Source organism: Nakamurella sp. GG22, from assembly GCF_052976845.2.
Genome location: NZ_JBRIIO020000020.1, coordinates 95,799 through 117,075 on the forward strand (window position 1 = coordinate 95,799; position 21,277 = coordinate 117,075).

Consider the following 21,277-nt stretch of genomic DNA (forward strand, 5'->3'; position numbering starts at 1 on the left):
CCGCCGTCATCGGTCGACCGGAATGAACGAGAACGCCCGTCAGCCGGTCGGCGGCGGTTCCGCCGAGGAGGTCCGCAACGTCGTCCTCATCGGGCCGGGTGGCGCCGGCAAGACGATGCTCGTCGAGGCGATCCTGGCGGCCACCGGCGCCGTCGCCCGTGCGGGATCGATCGAGAACGGCAGCACCGTCTGCGATTTCGAGGACGTCGAACGGCGGACCGGCCGTTCGGTCTCGCTTGCCGTCGCCAGCACCGTGGTCGAACCGGCCGAGGACATACCGCTGCCGGCGGCGGGCCGCAGAACCGTCCGGTTGAACCTGGTGGACACCCCCGGCCACGCGGATTTCGTCGGTGAGCTGCGCGCCGGGCTGCGCGCGGCGGACGCCGCACTGTTCGTCATCTCCGCCTCGGAGACGGCCGCCGACGGTGGGGTGATCGACGGCGCCACCAGGATCCTGTGGCAGGAATGCGCGGACGTCGGGATGCCGCGGGCGGTGGTCGTGACGCATCTGGATCAACCACGCGGGGACTTCGCGGCCGTGCTGGAGAACTGCCAACTGGTGTTCGGGGAGGGCGTCCATCCGCTGTTCCTGCCGATCGGCGGCGGCGAAGCCGGACCACCGTCGGCGCTGATCGGCCTGTTGACCCGGACCGTCTATGACAGCTCGAGCGGCACCAGGTCGACCCGGCCGGCGAACGAGGACGAGCAGGCGGCGATCGGGGCTCAGCGGGACGCGGTGATCGAGGCGGTCATCACCGAGTCCGAGGACGACAGCCTCCTCGATCGCTACCTGGGCGGCGAGCAGGTCGACTTCGACACCGTTGTCGACGATCTCGAGACGGCGGTCGCCCGTGGTGCCTTCCACCCGGTGCTGCCCTGCGTACCGACCACCGGGCTCGGCGTTCCGGAACTGCTGGAGGTGATCAGCCGCGGCTTCCCCTCACCGGTCGAGCACGTCCTGCCGCCGGTGTACACGCCGGCCGGCAAGGCCAGGGAGGCGCTGACCGGCAGCAAGGACGGGCCGCTGGTCGCCGAGGTGGTCAAGACGACGACCGACCCGTACGTCGGCCGGGTGTCCATCGTCAGGATCTTTTCCGGCACCCTGCGGCCGGATGTGCCGGTCCACGTCAGCGGCCATTTCGCGCGTTTCTCCGGTCACCCGGAGGACGAGACGTGGCACAGCGAGCACGATCTCGACGAACGCGCCGGCGCCATCTCGCGTCCGGTGGGCTCAACGCTGACCCCGATCCCGCAGGCAGTGGCCGGCGACATCGTCGCGGTGGCAAGGCTTTCCCATGCCGAGACCGGGGACACCCTGTCCGACCCCGCCGACCCTGCGGTGCTCTCCCCCTGGACGATGCCCGAACCACTGCTACCGGTGGCGATCTCGGCGCGGTCGTCGAGCGAGGAGGACAAGCTCGTCCAGGGCCTGGCGAGGTTGCAGGCAGAGGATCCCACCGTCCGGGTCGAGGTCAACCCGGCGACCGAGCAATTGCTCATGTGGACCATGGGCGAACAGCAGTTGGAGGTCCTGCTGGACCGGCTCCGTGGGCGGGCCGGTATCGAGGTCGTGGTCGAACCGGTGCGGGTGGCGGTGCGGGAGACCGTCCGCGCGGCCGGGGCGGGCCTCGGCCGGCACGTCAAGCAGTCCGGTGGCCACGGCCAGTACGCGGTGGCGCAGATCGAGATCGAGCCGCTCCCCCAGGGCGGCGGCTTCGAGTTCGTCGACCGGGTGGTCGGTGGCGCGGTCCCGCGGCAGTTCATCCCGAGCGTCGAGAAGGGCATCCGGACCCAGCTCGAACGCGGCGTGAACGGCCACCCGATGGTCGACCTGCGGGTGATCCTGGTGGGCGGCAAGGCACACAGCGTCGACTCCTCCGACGCCGCCTTCCAACTGGCCGGTTCCCTCGCCCTGAAGGAGGCATCGCACGCCGCCGGTGTGCAGGTGCTGGAGCCAATGGATTCGGTGACGATCACCGTGGACGACGACTACGTCGGTGCGGTTCTCGCCGACCTCGCCTCCAGGCGCGGCCGGGTACGCGGAACCGAGCCGGCAGGGACGGGCCGATCGGCGGTGCTGGCCGAGGTGCCGGAGGTCGAATTCCTCCGGTACGCCGTCGACCTCAGATCGATCGCGCACGGAACGGGCACCTTCAGCCGGCAGTACCTGCGGCATGCGCCCGCCCCGGAGCATGTGGTCGAACGGTTGACCGCCGGTGATCGGGATTGATCCGGTCCCCGAGGGATGTGGTTTTCGTCACTCTGACGGGCGTATCGGCAGGCTCCTGCCAGCGACCGACCGCAGCGCGGGTCTAGCTTCATTGCATGGTGGAAATACCCACCCGCAAGCGTGCCGTGCAGGACCCGAAACCGGTCTTCACGGCCGCTGCCGCTGTCACTTACCAGGCGACGCTGGAAAGGCTTCTGGCCAGCTACCGCGCCATTCCGCCGGCGGCCACGGTCCGGCTCGCCAAGCGGACGTCCAACCTCTTTCGTAGCAGGCAACCCAGCACCGTTCCAGGTCTGGACGTCAGCGGGCTGGGCGGTGTCATCGCGATCGACCCGGAAGGTCTGACGGCCGACGTCGGCGGGGTCTGTACCTACGAACAATTGGTGGCGGCCACGCTCCCGTTCGGGCTGGCGCCGCTGGTCGTGCCGCAGCTCAAGACGATCACCGTCGGCGGCGCGGCCACCGGCCTCGGCATCGAGTCGACATCCTTCCGCAATGGCCTGCCGCACGACGGCATTGTCGAGATGGATGTGCTCACCGGGACCGGCGAGATCCTGACCGTCAGTCCCGCCGAACACGCCGATCTCTATTACGGATTCCCCAACTCCTACGGGACTCTCGGCTATGCCACCCGGCTCCGGGTGCGGCTGGAGCGGGTGAAGCCGTTCGTCGCACTGCGGCACATCCGGTTCGGGAGCGTCACCGACCTGCAGGCGGCGGTGATTGCGATCGTCGACAGTCACGAGCACAACGGCGTGACAGTCGACTATCTCGACGGCGTCGTCTTCAACCACGGCGAGAGTTACCTGACGCTCGGCACTCTCACCGATGAGCCGGGACCGACCAGCGACTACACGCGGCGGCAGATCTATTACCGCTCCATCCGCGAACGGGAGACGGACCGGTTGACGGTTTCCGACTACCTGTGGCGGTGGGACACCGACTGGTTCTGGTGCTCCAGGGCTTTCGGCGCGCAACAGCCGTTGGTGCGGCGATTGTGGCCCAGGCGGCTGCGCAGGAGTTCGTTCTACTGGAAGCTGGTGGCGCTCGACCGCAGATTCGGCATAGGCGACCGGCTGGAAGCGTTGCACGGCCGGCCGCCGCTGGAGCGGGTGGTCCAGGACATCGAGGTTCCGGTGGAACGGACCGCGGAGTTCGTCGATTGGTTCCTCGACACCATTCCCATCGAGCCGGTCTGGCTGTGCCCGCTGCGACTGCCGCCGGATCCACGGGGCGACCGCGACGTCACCTGGCCGCTGTACCCGATCGCGACGGAGAAGACCTACGTCAACGTCGGTTTCTGGTCCACGGTGCCGACCACACCGGGCGGGCCCGAGGGTGCGACGACCCGGCTCATCGAGCGGCGCGTCCAGGAATGCGGTGGACAGAAGTCGCTGTATTCGGATGCTTACTACTCGCGCGAGGAATTCGCCGCCCACTACGGCGGCGAGGCCTACGCGCGGTTGAAGGCCGTTTACGACCCTCAATCGCGTTTGCTCCATCTCTACGACAAGGCGGTGCGTCGGAAATGACAACTTTCAGAGCCTCGGTGTCCTCGACTCCCCGGCGGCCGCAGAAGAACGGCCGGACATCTGTCGGCGACCTCGCCGCCGCCGTCTCGGCGGGGCCGCTGCCGTTCCGGGTCACCGCGTTCGACGGCAGTACCGCTGGACCCGCCGACGGGCCCGGATTGAAGATCAACAACAGGCGCGCGCTGACGTACGTGTTGACCGCGCCCGGCGATCTCGGTCTGGTTCGCGCCTACGTCAGCGGCGACATCGACTTCCTGGGGACGCATCCGGCCGACCCGTACGAGCTACTGAAGCTGATGGACGACGGGTTGCACCTGCGCCGGCCGAGTCCGCTCGAGATCAGGGACATTGTAAGCGGTCTCGGGCCGCGGACGTTCATCCCCGTTCCGCCGCCACCGCAGGAGGCGACGCCTCGCTGGCTGCGCCTGGCCCAGGGCCTCGGCCATACCAAGAAGCGCGATTCGTCCGCGATCAGCAAGCACTACGACGTCTCCAACCGGTTCTACGAGATGGTTCTCGGACCGTCGATGGCGTACACCTGCGCGGTGTTCCCGACCGCCGACGCGACGCTGGAGCAGGCCCAGGAGGCCAAGCACGCGCTGGTGTTCGACAAGCTCGGGCTGCAACCCGGGCAGCGACTGCTCGATGTCGGTTGCGGCTGGGGTGGCATCGTGCGGCACGCCGCCCGGCACGGAGTGCAGGCGCTCGGCGTCACCCTGTCCCGCCAGCAGGCCGAGTGGGGTCAGAAGGCGATCGTCAACGAGGGTCTCCAGCATCTGGCCGAGATCCGCTACCTCGACTACCGGGACGTCCCGGAGACCGGGTTCGACGCCATCTCCTCGATCGGGCTGACCGAGCACATCGGGGTGAAGAAGTACCCCGCATACTTCCGTTCGCTGCGCGACAGGCTGCGGCCCGGGGGTCGGCTGCTGAATCACTCGATCACCCGCCCGGACAACATCAGCCGGGTGAAGCCAGAGGCGTTCATCGACCGTTACGTCTTCCCGGACGGCGAGCTCACCGGATCCGGCCGCATCATCACCACCATGCAGGACGTGGGTTTCGACGTCAGGCATTCCGAGGACCTGCGTGAGCACTACGCTCTCACCCTCCGGGACTGGTGCGCCAACCTTCGGGAGAACTGGGACGAGTGCGTGGGCGAGGTCGGCGAGGGCACCGCACGGGTGTGGGGCCTGTACATGGGCGGATCGCGCTTGAGTTTCGAGCGCAACGGGATCCAACTGCATCAGGTGCTCGCCGTGAAGCCGGCGCACCACGGCGATGCCGAGGTGCCATTGCGGCCCTGGTGGGTTGGCTGACGGCCGGCCGGCTGAGGGCATCACCGCCGCGGCGGCGGCTCCGGGACCTGCTTGGCGGCAACGACGTCTGCGAAACGAACGGTCACCGGCCCCCGGCGACGGGTCTCGATGACGCAACTGTCCTCGTTGCATGACCGGAGGTACCCCAGCGCGTCGGTGAAGCCACCCTCGATCCGGTGGCGCGCGACCACCCTGGTACCGGGCAGCGCGGTCCGCAGGAACTCTGCGCCTGCTGAAGGCAGCTTCACACCGGCGACGGTAGGCGCTCCCCCGGCCCGCTGCCGGATCAGGGGTTGAGACCGGGCCGCGGCGGGTATCAACAGCCGGGCGGAGCGAACGAGGGAGCGGCATGACGAGCGATATCCAACTGGACGACCGGACTGCGACAACGGGCGGTCCGGCCATCGAGAACGAACGGGTCAGCGTGGTGGTGATGAGTCGGGACCGCCGCGACGAGTTGCTGACCAGCCTCGGCCGCCACCGCGCCGAGGTGATCTTCGTCGACAATGCCTCCACAGACGGCAGTGTCACCGCCGTCCGGGAGGATTTCCCGCAGGTGGACACGGTGCCGCTGGAGTACAACGCAGGGGCCTTCGCCCGGACCATCGGCGCCCGCAGGGCCGGCAGCGAGTTCGTGGCGTTCGCCGACGACGATTCCTGGTGGGCACCGGGGTCATTGGCCGCCGCCGTCGAGATCTTCGACGCCGAACCCGATGTCGCTGTCGTCAACGCGAGAATCCATGTGGGACCGGAGAACCGGCTCGACCCGGTCTGTGCCGCGATGGCCGAATCGCCGCTTCCGCGTCCGAACGGTTCACCGCTGCCGTCGCTGCTCGGTTTCGTCGCATGCGCCGCGGTGGTCCGTCGCTCCGCCTTCCTGGCCGTCGGCGGCTTCGACGAGGTCGTGCGATTCCCGGGCGAGGAGGAGCGGGTCGCGCTCGATCTGGCCGAAGCCGGCTGGCGCATGGTGTACGCCGACGCCCTGTTGGTGCACCACCACCCGTCGCCGCGCCGTCACTCGCCCGACAAGCGGGTCGCTGCCGTCACCCGCTCGGGAATCCTGACGGCGGTGATGCGGTTGTCCGCGCCGCGGGTCGGCCGACGAGCGTGGAGTGCGCTGCGCGCCGGGCGCGCTGCGCGGCGGGGTCTGTATGCGGCGGCCCGCGACCTGCCCCGAGCCATCCGCGCGCGCAGGGTCGCCGGTGCCGACGTGCAGCGGACGGTGGACCTGTTGGCGGCCTCGTCGTGACGGCCGCGATGCCGGCCCGGTAGCGGTCGCCTGATGGCAGCCACCGTTGCCGCCCGCGCGAAACGCGTCGCCAGGGAGGTCTTCGGCTGGCCCGAGCTGCGACGGGCGCAGGTCGACGCGATCACCCGGGTGGTCGCCGGTACGGACACACTGGTGGTGATGCCGACCGGCGCGGGCAAGTCGGCCATCTACCAGCTCGCCGGGCGGCTGATCGGCGGCACGACCGTCGTCGTCAGCCCCCTGATCGCACTGCAGCGAGACCAGAGTGAACATCTGCAATCGGCGATCGCCCGCCGCACATCAACCTCCGGCTCTCCGAAGGTCGCGACGTTGAACAGCACGCTCGGCGCCGGCGAGCGCAACGACATCATCGAACGACTGACAGCCGGATCGCTGGACTTCCTGTTCCTCGCTCCGGAACAACTGGCGAATCCCGATCTGGTGGCGGAGCTTCGGGTCGCCGGCCCGGGGCTCGTGGTCTCGACGAAGCGCACTGCGTGGTGTCCTGGGGCAACGATTTCCGTCCGGACTACCGCCGCCTCGGTCCCATCGTCGACGAGCTGGGTCACCCTCCGGTGCTGGCCCTGACGGCAACCGCCGCTCCGCCGGTGCGGGTCGACATCATCGACCAGCTCCGCATGCGGGACCCCGCTGTGCTGGTTGCCGGTTTCGATCGGCCCAACCTGCATCTCGCCGTCCGGACTTTTCTTGCCGAGGACGACAAACTCGACGCGGTGGTGGACACCGCGGTCGAGTTGGAGGGGCCGGGCATCGTCTACGTCGGCAAACGCCGGGAGACCGAGGAGCTGGCCGCCGGTATGGCCGGTCGGAACATCCGCGCGGGCGCTTATCACGCCGGTCTGCGCGCCGCGGAACGATCGGCCGTGCAGGATGCGTTTCTGGGCGGGGACCTCGACGTGCTCGTGGCCACAACCGCTTTCGGTATGGGCATCGACAAAGCTGACGTCCGGTTCGTCCTGCACGCCACCGTCGCGGAATCATTGGACGCGTATTACCAGGAGATCGGGCGCGCCGGACGGGACGGCGAACCGGCGTCTGTCGTGCTGTTCTACCGGCCGGAGGACCTGGGGCTCCGCCGGTTCTTCGCCGCTGGCGGCTTCGACGAGCAGCGGGTGCGGGAGGTCTACGAGTTCGCCGCAGCACGCCCCGGCGACTTTCGCGCCCCGGAAATCGGCGCCCGGATGGACGTGGGCCGCCGACGAGTCACGTCCGCTGTCAACCTGCTCGAGCAGGTCGGGGCCGTCGCACTCGACCGGCGCGGCCGGGTCGGCGCGCTGGACTGGTCCGACTCCGACGACGTCGTGCGAGCCGCCCGCGATGTCGCCGAACGGCGAGAAGCTTTCGATGCCACCCGGTTGGAGATGATGCGCGGCTACGCCGAGGCGACCACCTGCCGGCGACAGTTGGTGCTGTCCTACTTCGGTGACGATCCGATCGAGCCCTGCGGCAATTGCGACAACTGCGATGCGGGCCTGTCGACGACGACCGAGGAGACGAACGCAACATCACCGTTCGCAGTCGGAGAGCGGGTCGCGCACCGAGAGTTCGGGGTCGGCACGGTCATCCGGTTCGAACATCCGGAACGCGTGGTCGTCCTGTTCGACGAACAGGGTTACCGGACGTTGAGCCTGTCCCTGGTCATCGATCACGACTTGTTGAGCCAGGCCTCCTGACGCGTCGAGTCGGCTACTTCAGCAGACGCCATCGGCTTTTCACCCGACGCCACCGGACGGACCCGGACCGGCGACCAGCGAGCTGGGACGTGACCCGATGACCGACCGTCGGGACGTCGGCAGCCAGGACGCCACCAGCGGTATCAGCGCGAGGGCCGCAACGGCGTGCATCACCAGCAACCAGATTGTTCAGCGCTCAACACAGGCTCGATGTTAAGCGCTCAACTAGGAGGTGGCAGCCCCTTGAAAGTCCGGTCGGCCAACCGGTGCATCTCACCCAGTTCGTCGGCGGACAGGGCACGGTAACGGTCGAGCAGAAACTCCTGCTGCTGCGGTTCCAACAGTGCTACCAGCTCCGCACCCACATCGGTGAGCCAGATCCGGTTCGCAGCGCCGCTGGCTTCCCTGCGCACCCATCCCGCCCACGTCAGCTTGGAAACGAGCATCGAGACGTTGCCGCCGGTCACCCCGAACCGTTCGCCGATTTCCCGTTGCGCACTCCCGGGACGATCGCGGATCGCCAGCAGCACTGAAATTGGGCCGGGTTCAGGCCTTCTCGGCGAAGAAGTGCTGATGCGTCCTGGGATGTCCGGTGCACCAGGAGAGCGAGCAAGCCGAACAGCCGAGCGGACTGCTCAGCTCGTTCCGCATCCACGGCACCACCTTTCCGTATCCGGCGATCACGTGAACAACGGCACGTATGCGAACGCGCCACACCCCCGCGCTGACGGCGGCCGGATCAGGTGATCAGCCCGGCGCGCAGGCCCGCACCCACCAGGTCGTCGCTGCCGAGCTTCTCGGCGATCCTCGCGATCTGCGCCTTCACCGCCGACACCGACATGCCGAGGTCCTTGCCGATCTTCTTGACCGGTCTCCCCGACGCCACCTGCCGCAGGATGACGACCTGCTTGCGGGAGACGCCGTGCTCCCGGCGGGCATGTTCGGGGTCAGCCGGTGCGCCGAGAGTTCCGTGTGCGTCCGCGAGCAGCGCCGCCCGCACCGGGTCCGAATCGGCCGACGTCATCGGCAGCACACGCCGCCAGCCTGCCGCCCGCAGCCGGCGGATCACCCGGTCGTGCTTGCCGCGCAGCGACATGCTGACGAGCGCGAGGTCACCGGCCGGTTCCTGGCGGAGGATCTGATCGACCGCGGCAAGGGACTCCGCCCGGAGCACCCGCCCGACGCCCGAGCTGAGCAACCCGGCGGTGAGCGGCGCCCAGACCGCGTGGCCGGGGGCGACGACGAGCACCGTCCTGGATCGCAGCGCTCCACCCGCGGGGTCGAACGGCGCCCGGTGCGGCGGCAGCGACAGCTCGATCATCGGCGCCCGTGACGGCCGGGTCCGGGACCGCTCGGCGGTGGCACTGCCCATGATGTCGCTCGCTTTCCGCCCGCGGGCGGCATCACTTCGCGTGAATCGCCGGCGATCGCCGACGATCCGGTCGACTGAGTTCTGCTGCGCTATTACCCACACCCCGGGCCGACAAACAGCGGCCGCGTCGAGCCGGGGCCCGGCCGCCACCTGCTCGATGTCTACGATCCGCGGCATGGATCAGTTCAGCCGTCACGGCCTCGTCTTCCCGGTGCTCGACCGCGGGGCCGCAGACGGACCGACGATCGTCCTGCTGCACGGCTTTCCGCAGGACGCCTCGAGCTACGACGAGGTGGTGCCGGCGCTCGTCACCGCCGGGTTCAGGACGCTGGTGCCGACGCAACGGGGGTACGCAGCGACCGTGCGCCCGTCCCGGCGGCACGACTACCGCATGGAGGAGCTGGTCGCCGACGTGCTGGCGCTCGTCGACGCGGCCGGCGCCTCGGACGTGCACCTGGTCGGACACGACTGGGGCGGAGCCGTCGCGTGGGGCGTGGCCGGCCTGCATCCGGATCGGGTTCGCACCCTGACCGTGCTGTCCACGCCCCACCCGGCGGCGATGACGACCGCGATGTGGCACAGCAACCAGGCGCTGCGGTCCTGGTACATGGCCGCAGTCCAGCTGCCGTTCCTACCCGAGATGCTGCTCGCCCGGAACATGCCCAAGACCCTGCAGGACAGCGGCCTGCCGGCGGCCGCGGCCGCGCGCTACGCCGCGTCGATGACCGGGGAAGGCGCGCTGACCGGTGCGCTGAACTGGTACCGGGCCCTGCCGTATGCGCTGCGGTCGCCGGTGCCGGACATCTCCGTTCCGACGACCTTCGTCTGGGGAACCCGGGACTTCGCACTCGGCCGGTACGCCGCGGAGGCGACGCGCGGTCACGTGACGGGCGACTACCGGTTCGAGCCGCTCAAGGCCGGGCACTGGTTGCCGGAGACCCGCCCCGAGCAGGTGGCCGCCGCCATCCTGGACCGCGCCCGGTCATTGACTGGTTGAGCCGCAACCGCTCTGGGCACTGATCGGCAGGCCCCGGACACGAGACGTCCCGTCCGATGCAACCGGGGCCCGACAGTTCAATCACAAGTCCGGGCGCATCACAACGTTCGGGCACTCACAGGGTTGGGCGCTACCGGATCACCGGCGCGTCACGGAGGGAACCAGAGATGAAGACGGTCGTCACCGCGGTGCTGGGGTTTGTTCTGCTGCTGGCCGGGATCGCGCTACTCGTGCTCCCCGGACCGGGCTTCGTGCTCGTCGCCGCGGGCCTGGCGGTCCTCGCCACCCGCTTCTCCTGGGCGAAGAAGCCGTTGGACTACGCCAAGGACAAGGCTCAGCAGGGTGTCGAGGAGGTGGCGCGCAGCAAGTGGCGTGCGGCCCTTGCACTGTGCTGCGCGCTGGCTCTGATCGCGGTCGGGGTGCTGGGCGTGATCGGGGTCGATCTGCCGTTCCTCAACATGCTGACGGCGATCGTGTTGATCCTGAGCGGGTTGTTCCTGGTCGGCACGGTGATCTACGCCCGGGTCAAGGGCAACCGGCCCGCTCGGGAGCCCGCCCGCCAGCGCTGACCTGGCATCTGGCACTGCGGCCTCGATAGGCCCAGAAGAAAAATCGAATCGATTCGGTGATTCGGGAATCAGCTGTGCGTCGAGGCGCGTTGGCCCAAGAAGCGGCAGTGCGGCCGAGGATCTTCGGGTACCGGCGGCGAGCGCCCCGGGTGCCCGCCAGCCAGACGAATCGTTGCGTCCCATCGTTGCGTCCGCAGCGTTGTGTCCCAGCGGTGATTCACAGTCCCCGAGAGGTTCTTTCATGAGTTTGTCCCTGCGCACCCGCGGCGCGACCGGAGCCGACACAGCGCGTGCGGCGTCGCCCGCGGCCACGCCGCCGAACGGGCGCGCCCGCATTGGGGCCGGCCTCATCCTGATGCTGGGCGCATTGACGGCGATCGGACCGCTGACGATCGACCTGTACCTGGCGGCCTTCCCCGAGATCACCACCGAGCTGGGCACCCAACCGGCGGCCGTTCAGCTGACGATCACCGCGACGCTGGCCGGCCTCGCGGTCGGTCAGCTCCTGCTCGGCTCCATCTCCGACGCGATCGGCCGGCGCAAGCCGCTGCTCGGCGGACTGGTGCTGTACATCGTCGCGTCCGTCGGCATCGTGTTCGTGACCTCCGTCGAGGCGTTGGCCGCACTGCGGTTCGTCCAGGGACTGGCCGCATCTGCCGGGATGGTGCTCTCAATGGCCATCGTCCGGGATCGCTTCGAAGGCATCCAGGTCGGCAGGGCACTGGCCCGGCTGATGCTGGTGGTGGGCGTCGCGCCCTGCGTCGCTCCGCTGATCGGCGCGCAGTTCCTGCGGTTCGGCTCCTGGCGGCTGATGTTCGTCGCACTGGCCGTCTTCGGCGTGGTGCTGCTCGTGCTGGCGTTCTTCCTGCTGTCGGAATCGCTCCCCGCGAAGCTGCGGCGCTCCGGCGGCGTCACGGCGGCCGGCCGGTCCTACTGGTCCCTGCTGGGTGACCCGGTTTTCATGGGACTTGCTCTGCTGAGCGGCTTCTCGATGGCCGCGCTGTTCACCTACGTCTCCTCCGCGACCTTCGTGTTCCAGGAAGGCTTCGGGCTCTCGGCCCAGCAATTCGCGGTGATCTTCGCGACCGGCGCGCTGGCCGTCACGGCGGGCACCCAGCTGAACGGTGCCCTGCTCGGCCGGCTGACCCCGGCGCAGATCCTGCGCAGTGCCGTGCTGGCCTCGCTTGTCACCACCGGATCACTGGTGGTGGTGTCCCTGCTCGGCCTCGGGATCTGGCCGCTCATCGCCCTGCTGATCGTGACACTGCTGATGACCGGCCTGCTGCTGCCCGCCGTTCCGATGATCGCCCTGGAAGCCAACGCGCACCGTGCCGGGAGCGCCGCCGCATTACTCGGCGCGTTCCAGTTCGGGGTGGGCGCCACGGTGGCGCCGCTGACCGGTCTGTTCCCCGGTGGGTCGGCTCTCGCGATGACGTCGGTGATGTTCGGCGGCGTCATCGTCGCGGCGATCATCACCCTGGCGATCGGTCCTGCGCTGCGACGGATGTCGCCCGCGGACGGCGATGGTGCGAACGAACTGGATGGAGCCGAAAGGACGGTCGACGCTCGGCTGGCCGGCCCGACAACCGGCTGACCTGGCCCGACCGGCTGACCCAGCAGGGGTTCGGAGCCGACCCCCTGCTGGGGCCGGTAGGTCCGATCGAGCCTGGCCCGGCCCGATCGGCCAGATCCTTCAGCCCGCGAGTGAGGGCTGGTGCTCCCCGGCGTGGTGACGCCGCAATTGGCAGGGCCGCGGGTCCTCCGCGTAACCGCACCGCGGCGTGTGGCATTCGACACACCGGGCGACTTTTTCGTGCGGGTTGAACAGCCGTTCCATGACGACGATTTCCCAGAGATGATCGCACTGGTCCTTTGTGGGACGGTTCTCCCAGTCCCACGGCCAGGCGGGTTGGACGCGCGTGTGGCGCATCGTGGTGGACCGTGGCGACGTTGCCGTGTCCATGCGGATCACCCTCGTTCTCGTACCAAGAACTCGCGGTTTTTTTCCGACAACGATGTCGAAAAAAAGGATGTCGGCAGGTCCCCCAAAGGTGATGACCTGCCAACAGAAATGACTATAACCGGCACATCACCCAAAACGCAGGGTCGAAGCGCCCCCCTGATCGGGTCGATTGTCACGGCCCGCAACACCGGTTTGTTGACGAGTCCCTCAGACGAGCTCGGACGGCCACCCGCTTGCGCCACGATCGGGCGATCCACGACGCAGCGAGGACTGTCGTACCCCGATGCCATGCTGCGGATGACGGCCAGAGCCCATCCTTCGGGCGGCCGGCCAGGGAGGGTTTTCGATGACACAGCATGTATCGATCCAGCGTCTTTCGACCCAGCAGGTTTCGGGAGTATCGAGCAAGCGTGCACCAGGTGTGTCCGGCCCGGAACGGCTGTCCCGGTTGGGCATCTCGATCGAGGCCGTCACGCGTTCGCTCCGGCGCGCCGACGCCGCCGGCGACGACTGGAGCCCGTTGGACCCGCCGATCCTGCACGGGTTGCTGAGGTGGGCGAGGACCACGCGCTATCTCCGCGAGGAGCTCGTGCCTGCGGGATGGTCCTTCGACAACCCGCGCAACCTCGCCCGGACGATCCACCCCTCCGGCGAGTTCGCCATCGTTGTCGCCACCGGTGACGATCAGACGGGTCGACCGGATGCGGTCGCCGCGCCGCGGCATCCCCGTGGATACGCAACAGAGCAGGCGGTGAACGCCAACAATCAGCTGACCTTCGACTTCGGCTTGCTCCTCCAGGCGGCGCGGGCCGAGACAGGTTCGCCGATCGGCGGTATTCGCACCTGGCTGCTGCTGTTCGCCACCGACGAGGAGTTCTTCCACGTCGAGCTGTCCTTGCCCGAGACCTACGACGACGGGCGGATCACCTCCTGGACCGAGCGCATTCTCTTGCCGCCGATCCCACGGGAGAGGACGGCGACCCGTCCGCCGGACGACCCGTGGCCGACCGTGGACATCGGCGGGGTGGAACGACACGCCGATCGCGGTGGTCGTTGAGTTGGCGGCGCAGGCGGAGTACGAGAAACACATGCGGCGACAACGCGTGGATTCGACCAGCCTGGAATCGATAGGTTTCGATCCGGCGACGAACCAGTTGGAGATCCAGTTCCGTGCGGGCGGGGTTTACCGGTATGCGGTTCCGCGACGCATCTACCGCGAGCTGATGAAGGCCAGCAGCCTCGGGGCGTTCTTCGCCCGGCGTATCCGGCATGCCTACCCGGGTTGGAAGGTGGAGGGCTGACTGCCGCCGAGCTCATCGGAGACGTCGTCAAGTCCAGCGGGTGTCGTTACGGCACCCGGGACAACGTCGGCAACAGCATGGACACGCTGAAGATCATCGATGGTCCCGCCGGCGGTTACCTGGGCGTCTATCACACCGGCGACACGGTCAACCTGGCGGTGAGCGACGACGTGCTCACCTGGACGCTGGTCACCTGCCTCGACGGACAGGCCACCCAGCCGACGATCCGCGCACTGCCCTCCGGCGGATACCTCACCGCGGTGGAGTTCAACACCCAGCGGGGCTCCGGCGGGATGCTCCGGTTTCGGCACTACCCCGACCTCGACGCCCTTCTGGCCGGCGAGTCCGACCGCGACCGCACCGTCCAGCGCACGTTGTCGGCCTGCAACGAGGGAACGCCGCACGTCAGCTCCGTCGAGTGGGGATCAGGAATCGACGACTCGGTCATCGAGGTGGGTTTCCACTACCAGCGCCGCTGCGATGTCGACCGTCAGGCCGGCGGCGTGCTGTCCGGGTTCGATCGCTGGAACGCGGTCGCCGACACGGCACGGGATCAGCGGATCGCAGCGGCCGCGACCGCCGCATACCGCCGGGTTCGCGGCAACATCGGCGGTCGCGACGCTGTGCGGGTGGACGGCGCCGTGCAGACGGTCTACGAGGTGCAGCACCGCAAGAACGATTTCAGCAGTTGGCGGATCTACCTCGAAGACGACAGGGGCGCCGTCTCGCCGGTCCCGGTCAGCACCCACGGCGGCTCCACCGCCTTCGCCAACCCGAAGGTCACGGCCATCATGTCGCCGTCCGGGGTGCCGGCACTGGCGGTGACCCTGTTCGTCCCGGTGGAAGGCGCCGCCCCTGGCGAGGCCGGGGAGCTGATCCACTACCGGGAGACCGACCGGCTAGACGTTCCCTGATCGGGCGCATCGAGCAGCACGGCAGGATCGGTGGCCGCTCCGTCACGCACGGGCGGGTGTTCAGCTCGTGCCCGCCGCGCTCAGCTGGTAGCGGCGCCGCGGTACCGGCCAGCCTCAGCTGGTCGCGAGCCCCGCGGTCCGCTGCGCCAGGGCGACGAGGTCGCCCGCCCGCAGACCGGGCCAGCCGTGCAGCATGCCCACCCAGCGCTGCGGCACCGCCGACAGTCCCCAGCGCGCCCCGAGCAACCCTCCCGCGATGGCCGCCGTGGTGTCGGTGTCGTTGCCGGCCCGGACGGCCAGTTCCACCGCCCGGGGGAACTGGTCACGGTTCTGCTCGGTGTTGCTGATGGCCCACCACGCGGTCTGCAGGGCATGCACCACCCAGCCGTTGTTGCTGAAGTGGGCGGGCTCCCCCGATTCGGCCTCGTCCAGCCGTTGCCCCCAGAAGTCGGCAGCCTCCGGAGCCGCGACGTCCAGGTACCCGCGGACACCGTCGAAGGAGCCGGTGAGCGCCGCGTGCCGGATCGCGTACGACCACAACTGGCAGGCCTGCCCCGCGCGCTCGTCGGCGTGCGTGAGCTCGCTGACCCGCAGGGCCGCATCGACGCAGGCAGCGGCCTCGTCGAGATACGCGATCCCGACGGCGGCAGTCCGCATCAGCGAACCGTTGCCGCCGGTCCTGCCGACGATCGATCCCGCTGAAGCGGTCATCGCCGCAGCGGTCCGGTCGCGGGCCGACAGCACCATCCGGGTTTGTGACCCGACGTCCTTCGGGCCACCGTTGAACCACTCGAGGAATCCGGCCGCCACCGCGTCCAGCCCGTCGGCGGTCCGCAGGTCCCGGCCCTCCGCCGTCACCCTGGCGACGGCCACGGCCATCGAGGTGTCGTCGGTCCATTCCCCCGGCGCGAAGCCGAACGGCCCGCCGCCGATCATGTCGATCTCGGTGGCCGGACCGGGCGTGGTGAACTCGTAACCGGCGCCGAGCGCGTCGCCGGCCGCTGTCCCGACCAGCACTCCTGCGACCCGATCCGCCTGTGCCTCGTCCAGCTCCATCTGCCCCTCACCCCCAGGGCCCACTTCCGGCGGTTCGGCCCGCCGTCGACACCCGAGGGTGCGCGCCCTTGTCGGGGTTCATCATCCATCGACTCGCCGTCGCGGTCTCATTCCGCGCCCGGGGCCGGCCGTGAGCAGGCCGTGACGTGCACCGCTGTCCCGCGATGTCGTTCGGTGACCCGAACCATTGTTGGTCAACGCAGCGCGGCAGCCACCACTCGGAGATCGAGCACGAGACCGGCGAAGGCGGTGTCGCGCTCCTCCGCTGTACGGGACCTGAGCACCGCCGACGGGTGGATCGTGGCGATCGCCGCGGTCACCGGCACCGCACTGGCCGAGTACGGGCCCGCCGCAGGCGGCCAGTCCAGGAGCTCGCCGCGTTGCTTCGTGACCCGGAACGCGGACCCGAACAATGCCTGCGCCGCCGTTGCTCCCAGGGCCACCACGATCTCCGGTTGAACGGCGGTCAATTCCGCGGTCAGCCACGGCTCGCAGGCGGAAACATGACGCGCCGCGGGTTTCTCGTGGATCCGGCGTTGCCCGCCCGCGGTGCTCTTGAATCTGAAGTGTTTGACCGCGTTGGTGACGTACGCGGCCGATCGATCGATGCCGGCCTCGGTCAGCGCGCGGTCGAGCAACTGCCCGGCGGGGCCGACGAACGGCGCACCCGCCCGATCCTCCAGGTCGCCCGGCTGCTCGCCGACGAACATGGCCCTCGCCCCGGCCGAGCCGGCCCCGAAGACGGTCTGCGTCGCGTTCTCGAACAGCTCGCAGCCGCGGCAGCCGCGTGCAGCCTCGGCGAGCGAGGGCAGATCGGTAACGGCAGGGACGTACGGCTCGGCGGTGCTGGCGGCCATCATGACCGGTCAGGTTCCCCGGTCCCGGCGGGCCAACCAGAGCGGCGGGCACAGCGCGCGGCTGCTGGAACGGAGCAGGTGCGCACCCGGGGACGCTTACTGTGGCGGGCATGTCGAGCGACACCCGCACAGATGCGCTGCCCCACCACGAGATCGCCTGGTTGGGCCCCCCGTCCTCCGACGGCAGGGCCGTTCCGACGCTGGTGCTGCTGCACGGCTACGGCTCCAACGAAAAGGACCTGATCTCCCTGGTCCCGGCGATGCGGATGTTCCTACCCGGCGTCACCGCGCGCGTCATCGCCGTCCGCGGTTCGTATCCGGCGCCCGCCCGGTCCCGCGGCTACTCCTGGTTCCCCGGATCCGTCATGGTGCAGCCGACCACGGCCGCCATCGGCGACACCGCGGACCGGGTGGCCGCCGTCGTCCGGCGTTACACCGGAAAGGCTGTCGTGCTGGGCTTCTCGCAGGGGATGTGCACCGCGATCACGGTGCTGCGCCGTCATCCCGACCTGGTGACCGGTCTGGTCGGGCTGAGCGGGTTCATGTTCGACGACGACCATCCCGGGGATCCTCACCTGGCGGTCTCCGCCGCCACCGGTACCGGTGTGCCTGCGTTCGTCGGATACGACCCCGCCGACCCGATCATCCCGTCGGTCGCGAACCGCTGGGCGCTGACCTACCTGAGGACGCACACCGCGCTGGAGGAACACAGCTACCCGGGCATGGGGCACAGCGTGTCGATGAACGAGATCCAAGACCTGGCAAGGTTTCTGAAGAACCTGCTCAGCTGATCGGTCGGGTTCTACTGGTCCTTGACCAGGTGCAGCAGCCAATCGCGGGACGTCCGGATCAGCGCGTAACGGCGCGCACCCTGCCGGCCGTGCAGGGTGAACACGAACCGGCGCTCCGTGCGGTCGTGCTCCTGCCACCAGCCGATGTCGGCGATGGATTTGTCGGCGTCGGTGTACGTCAGGTGGTCGAGGTCGTGGTCGGCAACCTCGACGGCGAGCCGGTTCTCGGCCGGATCGGTCGGCAGTCCCCGGGGCACCGCCCACGACCTCAGCACCCCGTTCTCCTCGAGCCGGAGATCGAAGTGAGGCCGTGGACGCCGGTGGTCGTGCAGCACGAACGCAGGGCGTACGCCGGCACCGTCCGCAGTGCCGCTCACCCCGGCTGCCGGGTCCTGTGCCGCCATGGCGGTCAGTGTGCCCGCTCGACGCCCGGCGGCCCGACCTTCTGATGACAGTGGACGGACGAACCGACATCATCGGGACGGCGGTGACAGACTGCTCGAATGGGTAAGAAACAGCGGGACGGCGCGTCAACCGGCAAGGAGAAACACAAAGGCTCGAAGAAGATGAAGGAGAAGGAGTACCAGCGCGAGCTGCGGCCGCTGCACGTCGAGTTGGTGCAGCTGCAGCAGTGGGTGAAGGCGTCCGGCGCGAAGGTCTGCATCCTGTTCGAGGGCCGTGACACCGCGGGCAAGGGCGGCACCATCAAAGCCATCACCGAGCGGGTCTCCCCCCGTGTGTTCAGCGTCGTCGCGCTGCAGGCACCGAACGTACGCGAGCAGTCGCAGATGTACGTGCAGCGGTACATCGGCCACCTCCCGGCCGCCGGCGAGGTGACGATCTTCGACCGCAGCTGGTACAACCGGGCCGGCGTCGAGCGGGTGATGGGTTTCTGCACACCCGAGCAGACCGAGTACTTCCTGCAGGTGGTGCCAGGAGTCGAGAAGGCCATCGTGGACTCAGGTGTCATCCTGCTGAAGTACTGGCTCGAGGTCAGCCGCGAGGAGCAGACCCGGCGACTGAAGAACCGGATCAACGACGGCCGCAAGACCTGGAAGCTGTCGCCGATGGACCTCAAGTCCTACGCCCGGTGGTACGACTATTCGCGGGCCAGGGACGCGATGATCGAGTCGACCGACACCCCATGGGCACCGTGGCATCTCGCCCGCACGGACGACAAGAAACGCGGCCGGATCGACATCATCACCCACCTGCTCAGCCAGATCCCCTACGAGCAGCAGCCCACCAAGCCGGTGAAGCTACCCGCGTCGCAGAAGCCCCACGGTTACCGCGAGTCCGAGCACCCGTTCCGGTTCATCCCGAGCACCGCCTGACCGCACCGTCCGGACAATCGACTGTCCAGTTGCGGGCGCTCCACGCGTCCCCAACGCACGCAACTGGTCAGTCGATGAGGGGTGTGGAGAGCCCGGACCTGCAGGAGCGGCCCCGGGCCACCATGTGCCATGCCCAGGAAGCCGCTGCCGCCGCAACTGCGGGCAGCCGCCTTCACGGTCGCCCAGGGCCGGTCACTCGGGCTCGGGCAGAGCCGCCTGCGTGGACCGGACCTGCAACGCCCGTTTCGTGGGGTCCGCATCAGTACCGGCACACCCGCGGCGGAGGCGCCGGGTCCGGAGCAGGTTCTGCGGACCCGCTGCCGTGAGGTGCGGGACACATCTCATGCTGGTGGTGTGAGGCGCAGCCGGACGTTCGGAAGGAAAGTGGACAGCGCAGGGGACGACACCGTCGCCGGCCCCCGGACGGTCTGAGGGTGACCGATCCGACATGCAACCGCCGATCGACAAAGGGAACTGACATGGCAGTAGGACCCGTCCAATTACTCGTACTGGGCTTTCCGAAGCCGGACTTCCACGGCGAGATCATCGCCGAACTGGAACGCCTCCGTGCGAACGACACCGTCAAGGTGATCGACGCGCTGGCGGTCTACAAGGACGACGAGGGCGACGTCGAGGTGGTGCACCTCAGCAACCTGTCCGAGGAGGAGGCCATCGAGGTGGGCACCGTCATCGGCGCACTGATCGGTCTCGGCGAAGGCGGCGAGGAAGGCTTCGTCGAGGGCGCGATCGAAGGCGGCGAACTGGCCGCCGAGGGTTTCACTCCGCTGGGCGAGGCAGAGGATTGGGACATCCTGGAGGACGTCCCGAACGGTTCTGCGGCTGCACTGATCCTGCTCGAGCACGTCTGGGCAATCCCGCTGCGTGACGCGCTGATCCGGGCCGGCGGTGTCCGGCTGAGCGACGGCTTCATCAGCCCGCTCGATCTGATCGAGGTCGGTCTCTACAGCGCCGAAGAAGCCGCCGAACTGCACGCCCTGGAGACGGCCGCCGCCAAATCCTGAACCACGCCGCTCGCCCCGAACACCGTCCCCCGCTGCAGTCGATCCTGAAGGAGGTGCCATCACATGTTCGCTTCCCGTCGAGTTGCCCGCCGCACCAGTCGCCGCGTCGTTCGCCGTCGCCGATGACGTTTCCGACGCGCATCTGAGCGCACGGAACCACGCTGATCCACTGCACAGGGACGGGCGGCCGCTAGATGCGGCCGCCCGTTCCGCTGCGCGCCCACTGGAGCTCCCGCACTGCTGCGTCCCTAGTGCTGCGTCCGTACTGCTGCGCGCCGTAGTGCTGCCCCGCTCTGTGGAGCCCGTGCTGCAGCGGATCGCGTCATCGGCTGGTGGCCGCCGGGTAGATCGACACCTCGGTGGCCTTGACCGCGAAGTGGACCCTTTTGCCGGGGACGAGCTCCAGGTCGGCCGCCGACGCCGCAGTGATGTCGGCGACGAGAGCTGTTGCTCCCGCTGCTGTCCCGGCGGCATGGACCCGGACCAGCTCGCCCCTGGGTTCCAGTTCGGTGACGGTGACCGGCAGGTGATTGCGGGGGCTGCCGGTGGGTTCGCTGAGGTGCACCGCCACGGCGGCCGGACGGAAGACCGCGACGGCATCCTGCCCGGTCACACACGTGGGGTCGAGAATTCCGTGGATTCTCGTCCCGTCCGGAGCGTCCAGGCCGCTGCCGGTTGCCCTGCCCGCAACCAGGTCGATGCCGGCGATCCGGGCGGCGAACGCCGACCGCGGCTCGGACAGGACGGTTCGGGCGGGGCCGTCCTCCACGACGCGGCCGGCGTCCAGGACGACCACCCGGTCGGCCAGCGACAACGCGTCGATGAGGTCGTGCGTGACCAGCACCGCGGTGCGGCGGGCGTCGCGGAGCACCCTGCGGAGCAGTTGGCGCAGTGCCGGCGCGACCGCGACATCCAGTGCGGCCATGGGTTCGTCGAGCAACAGCAGGGCGGGGTCCGCGGCCAGCGCGCGGGCGATCGCGATGCGTTGCGCCTGCCCGCCGGACAGCTGTGCCGGCTTCCGGTCAGCTCGACACCCCAGTCGGTCGAACCGGCCACCAACCGTGCGTCCGGGTGCTC

At 69.0% G+C, this 21,277-nt stretch carries 23 protein-coding genes; 15 read left to right on the forward strand and 8 right to left on the reverse strand.

Going from position 1 to position 21,277, the window contains the following annotated elements:
- Nucleotides 1-22 precede the first annotated feature (22 nt).
- From ACVBEQ_RS19220 to ACVBEQ_RS19230, 3 genes are all read left to right on the forward strand, one after another.
- Nucleotides 23-2,230, forward strand: coding sequence for an elongation factor G-like protein EF-G2 (locus ACVBEQ_RS19220; RefSeq protein WP_447154907.1), 2,208 nt, complete (start codon nt 23-25; stop codon nt 2,228-2,230).
- 95 nt (nt 2,231-2,325) lie between these two features.
- Entirely contained in the window at nt 2,326-3,762 is a 1,437-nt protein-coding gene (locus ACVBEQ_RS19225) for an FAD-binding oxidoreductase (RefSeq protein WP_447154908.1), read from the forward strand.
- Complete coding sequence (locus ACVBEQ_RS19230) at nt 3,759-5,081, forward strand: class I SAM-dependent methyltransferase (RefSeq protein ID WP_447154909.1); 1,323 nt, start codon at nt 3,759-3,761, stop codon at nt 5,079-5,081. The genes ACVBEQ_RS19225 and ACVBEQ_RS19230 overlap by 4 nt, the downstream gene beginning before the upstream one ends.
- Nucleotides 5,082-5,101: 20 nt before the next feature.
- Here ACVBEQ_RS19230 and ACVBEQ_RS19235 read toward each other — a convergent pair whose 3' ends face one another.
- Nucleotides 5,102-5,329: a putative acetyltransferase gene (locus ACVBEQ_RS19235; RefSeq protein ID WP_447154910.1), complete on the reverse strand. Its 228-nt coding sequence runs from the start codon at nt 5,327-5,329 to the stop codon at nt 5,102-5,104.
- A 101-nt stretch (nt 5,330-5,430) separates the two neighbouring features.
- Here ACVBEQ_RS19235 and ACVBEQ_RS19240 point away from each other — a divergent pair, with 101 nt between their 5' ends.
- Genes ACVBEQ_RS19240 through ACVBEQ_RS19250 form a run of 3 tightly spaced genes read left to right on the forward strand, consistent with a single transcriptional unit; the run spans nt 5,431 to nt 8,024 of the window.
- The gene (locus ACVBEQ_RS19240; protein WP_447154911.1) at nt 5,431-6,330 is read left to right on the forward strand and encodes a glycosyltransferase family 2 protein; all 900 of its coding nucleotides are present in this window, start codon (nt 5,431-5,433) and stop codon (nt 6,328-6,330) included.
- A 33-nt stretch (nt 6,331-6,363) separates the two neighbouring features.
- Nucleotides 6,364-6,918, forward strand: a complete 555-nt coding sequence (locus tag ACVBEQ_RS19245) for a DEAD/DEAH box helicase (protein ID WP_447154912.1) — start codon at nt 6,364-6,366, stop codon at nt 6,916-6,918.
- Nucleotides 6,828-8,024: a helicase-related protein gene (locus tag ACVBEQ_RS19250; protein ID WP_447154913.1), complete on the forward strand. Its 1,197-nt coding sequence runs from the start codon at nt 6,828-6,830 to the stop codon at nt 8,022-8,024. Before ACVBEQ_RS19245 ends, ACVBEQ_RS19250 begins: the two co-directional genes overlap by 91 nt.
- A 39-nt stretch (nt 8,025-8,063) precedes the next feature.
- Here ACVBEQ_RS19250 and ACVBEQ_RS19255 read toward each other — a convergent pair whose 3' ends face one another.
- From ACVBEQ_RS19255 to ACVBEQ_RS19265, 3 genes are all read right to left on the reverse strand, one after another.
- The gene (locus tag ACVBEQ_RS19255) at nt 8,064-8,195 is read right to left on the reverse strand and encodes a hypothetical protein (RefSeq protein WP_447154914.1); all 132 of its coding nucleotides are present in this window, start codon (nt 8,193-8,195) and stop codon (nt 8,064-8,066) included.
- Between the two features lie 50 nt (nt 8,196-8,245).
- Entirely contained in the window at nt 8,246-8,554 is a 309-nt protein-coding gene (locus tag ACVBEQ_RS19260; protein ID WP_447154915.1) for a MarR family winged helix-turn-helix transcriptional regulator, read from the reverse strand.
- A gap of 209 nt (nt 8,555-8,763) precedes the next feature.
- Nucleotides 8,764-9,573, reverse strand: a complete 810-nt coding sequence (locus ACVBEQ_RS19265; RefSeq protein WP_473163190.1) for a helix-turn-helix transcriptional regulator — start codon at nt 9,571-9,573, stop codon at nt 8,764-8,766.
- Between ACVBEQ_RS19265 and ACVBEQ_RS19270 the strand changes: the two genes are divergently transcribed.
- The 6 genes from ACVBEQ_RS19270 (at nt 9,572) to ACVBEQ_RS19295 (ending at nt 15,140) form a co-directional block, all read left to right on the forward strand.
- Nucleotides 9,572-10,393 (forward strand): alpha/beta fold hydrolase, encoded by an 822-nt coding sequence (locus ACVBEQ_RS19270; RefSeq protein ID WP_447154917.1) that lies wholly within the window; start codon nt 9,572-9,574, stop codon nt 10,391-10,393. The two genes, ACVBEQ_RS19265 and ACVBEQ_RS19270, sit on opposite strands and share 2 nt — an antisense overlap.
- Before the next feature lie 167 nt (nt 10,394-10,560).
- Entirely contained in the window at nt 10,561-10,962 is a 402-nt protein-coding gene (locus ACVBEQ_RS19275; RefSeq protein ID WP_447154918.1) for a PGPGW domain-containing protein, read from the forward strand.
- A 241-nt stretch (nt 10,963-11,203) separates the two neighbouring features.
- Nucleotides 11,204-12,556: a multidrug effflux MFS transporter gene (locus ACVBEQ_RS19280; RefSeq protein WP_447154919.1), complete on the forward strand. Its 1,353-nt coding sequence runs from the start codon at nt 11,204-11,206 to the stop codon at nt 12,554-12,556.
- 715 nt (nt 12,557-13,271) lie between these two features.
- A complete protein-coding gene (locus ACVBEQ_RS19285) occupies nt 13,272-13,982 on the forward strand; it encodes a hypothetical protein (RefSeq protein WP_447154920.1) in 711 nt (236 codons plus the stop codon).
- Nucleotides 13,972-14,226 (forward strand): KTSC domain-containing protein, encoded by a 255-nt coding sequence (locus ACVBEQ_RS19290; protein WP_447154921.1) that lies wholly within the window; start codon nt 13,972-13,974, stop codon nt 14,224-14,226. The genes ACVBEQ_RS19285 and ACVBEQ_RS19290 overlap by 11 nt, the downstream gene beginning before the upstream one ends.
- Nucleotides 14,208-15,140 carry a hypothetical protein gene (locus ACVBEQ_RS19295; protein ID WP_473163191.1) on the forward strand — a complete coding sequence of 311 codons (933 nt, stop codon included), beginning with the start codon at nt 14,208-14,210 and terminating at the stop codon, nt 15,138-15,140. The genes ACVBEQ_RS19290 and ACVBEQ_RS19295 overlap by 19 nt, the downstream gene beginning before the upstream one ends.
- A 114-nt stretch (nt 15,141-15,254) precedes the next feature.
- On the opposite strand, the gene ACVBEQ_RS19300 is transcribed toward ACVBEQ_RS19295, so the two are convergent.
- Together ACVBEQ_RS19300 and ACVBEQ_RS19305 are read right to left on the reverse strand one after the other, a co-directional pair.
- The gene (locus ACVBEQ_RS19300) at nt 15,255-16,196 is read right to left on the reverse strand and encodes an ADP-ribosylglycohydrolase family protein (RefSeq protein ID WP_447154923.1); all 942 of its coding nucleotides are present in this window, start codon (nt 16,194-16,196) and stop codon (nt 15,255-15,257) included.
- A gap of 194 nt (nt 16,197-16,390) precedes the next feature.
- Nucleotides 16,391-17,056, reverse strand: a complete 666-nt coding sequence (locus ACVBEQ_RS19305) for a UdgX family uracil-DNA binding protein (RefSeq protein WP_447154924.1) — start codon at nt 17,054-17,056, stop codon at nt 16,391-16,393.
- 107 nt (nt 17,057-17,163) lie between these two features.
- Between ACVBEQ_RS19305 and ACVBEQ_RS19310 the strand changes: the two genes are divergently transcribed.
- Nucleotides 17,164-17,844, forward strand: a complete 681-nt coding sequence (locus tag ACVBEQ_RS19310) for an alpha/beta hydrolase (RefSeq protein WP_447154925.1) — start codon at nt 17,164-17,166, stop codon at nt 17,842-17,844.
- 11 nt (nt 17,845-17,855) lie between these two features.
- Here the strand turns inward: ACVBEQ_RS19310 and ACVBEQ_RS19315 are convergent, their stop codons facing one another.
- Nucleotides 17,856-18,248, reverse strand: a complete 393-nt coding sequence (locus tag ACVBEQ_RS19315; RefSeq protein WP_447154926.1) for a DNA polymerase ligase N-terminal domain-containing protein — start codon at nt 18,246-18,248, stop codon at nt 17,856-17,858.
- A 99-nt stretch (nt 18,249-18,347) separates the two neighbouring features.
- Between ACVBEQ_RS19315 and ppk2 the strand changes: the two genes are divergently transcribed.
- Complete coding sequence (gene ppk2, locus ACVBEQ_RS19320) at nt 18,348-19,178, forward strand: polyphosphate kinase 2 (protein WP_447154927.1); 831 nt, start codon at nt 18,348-18,350, stop codon at nt 19,176-19,178.
- A gap of 479 nt (nt 19,179-19,657) precedes the next feature.
- Nucleotides 19,658-20,200, forward strand: coding sequence for a hypothetical protein (locus ACVBEQ_RS19325; protein WP_447154928.1), 543 nt, complete (start codon nt 19,658-19,660; stop codon nt 20,198-20,200).
- Between the two features lie 322 nt (nt 20,201-20,522).
- Here the strand turns inward: ACVBEQ_RS19325 and ACVBEQ_RS19330 are convergent.
- A partial coding sequence (locus tag ACVBEQ_RS19330) for a TOBE domain-containing protein (protein WP_447154929.1) occupies nt 20,523-21,277 on the reverse strand: 755 nt, incomplete at its 5' end.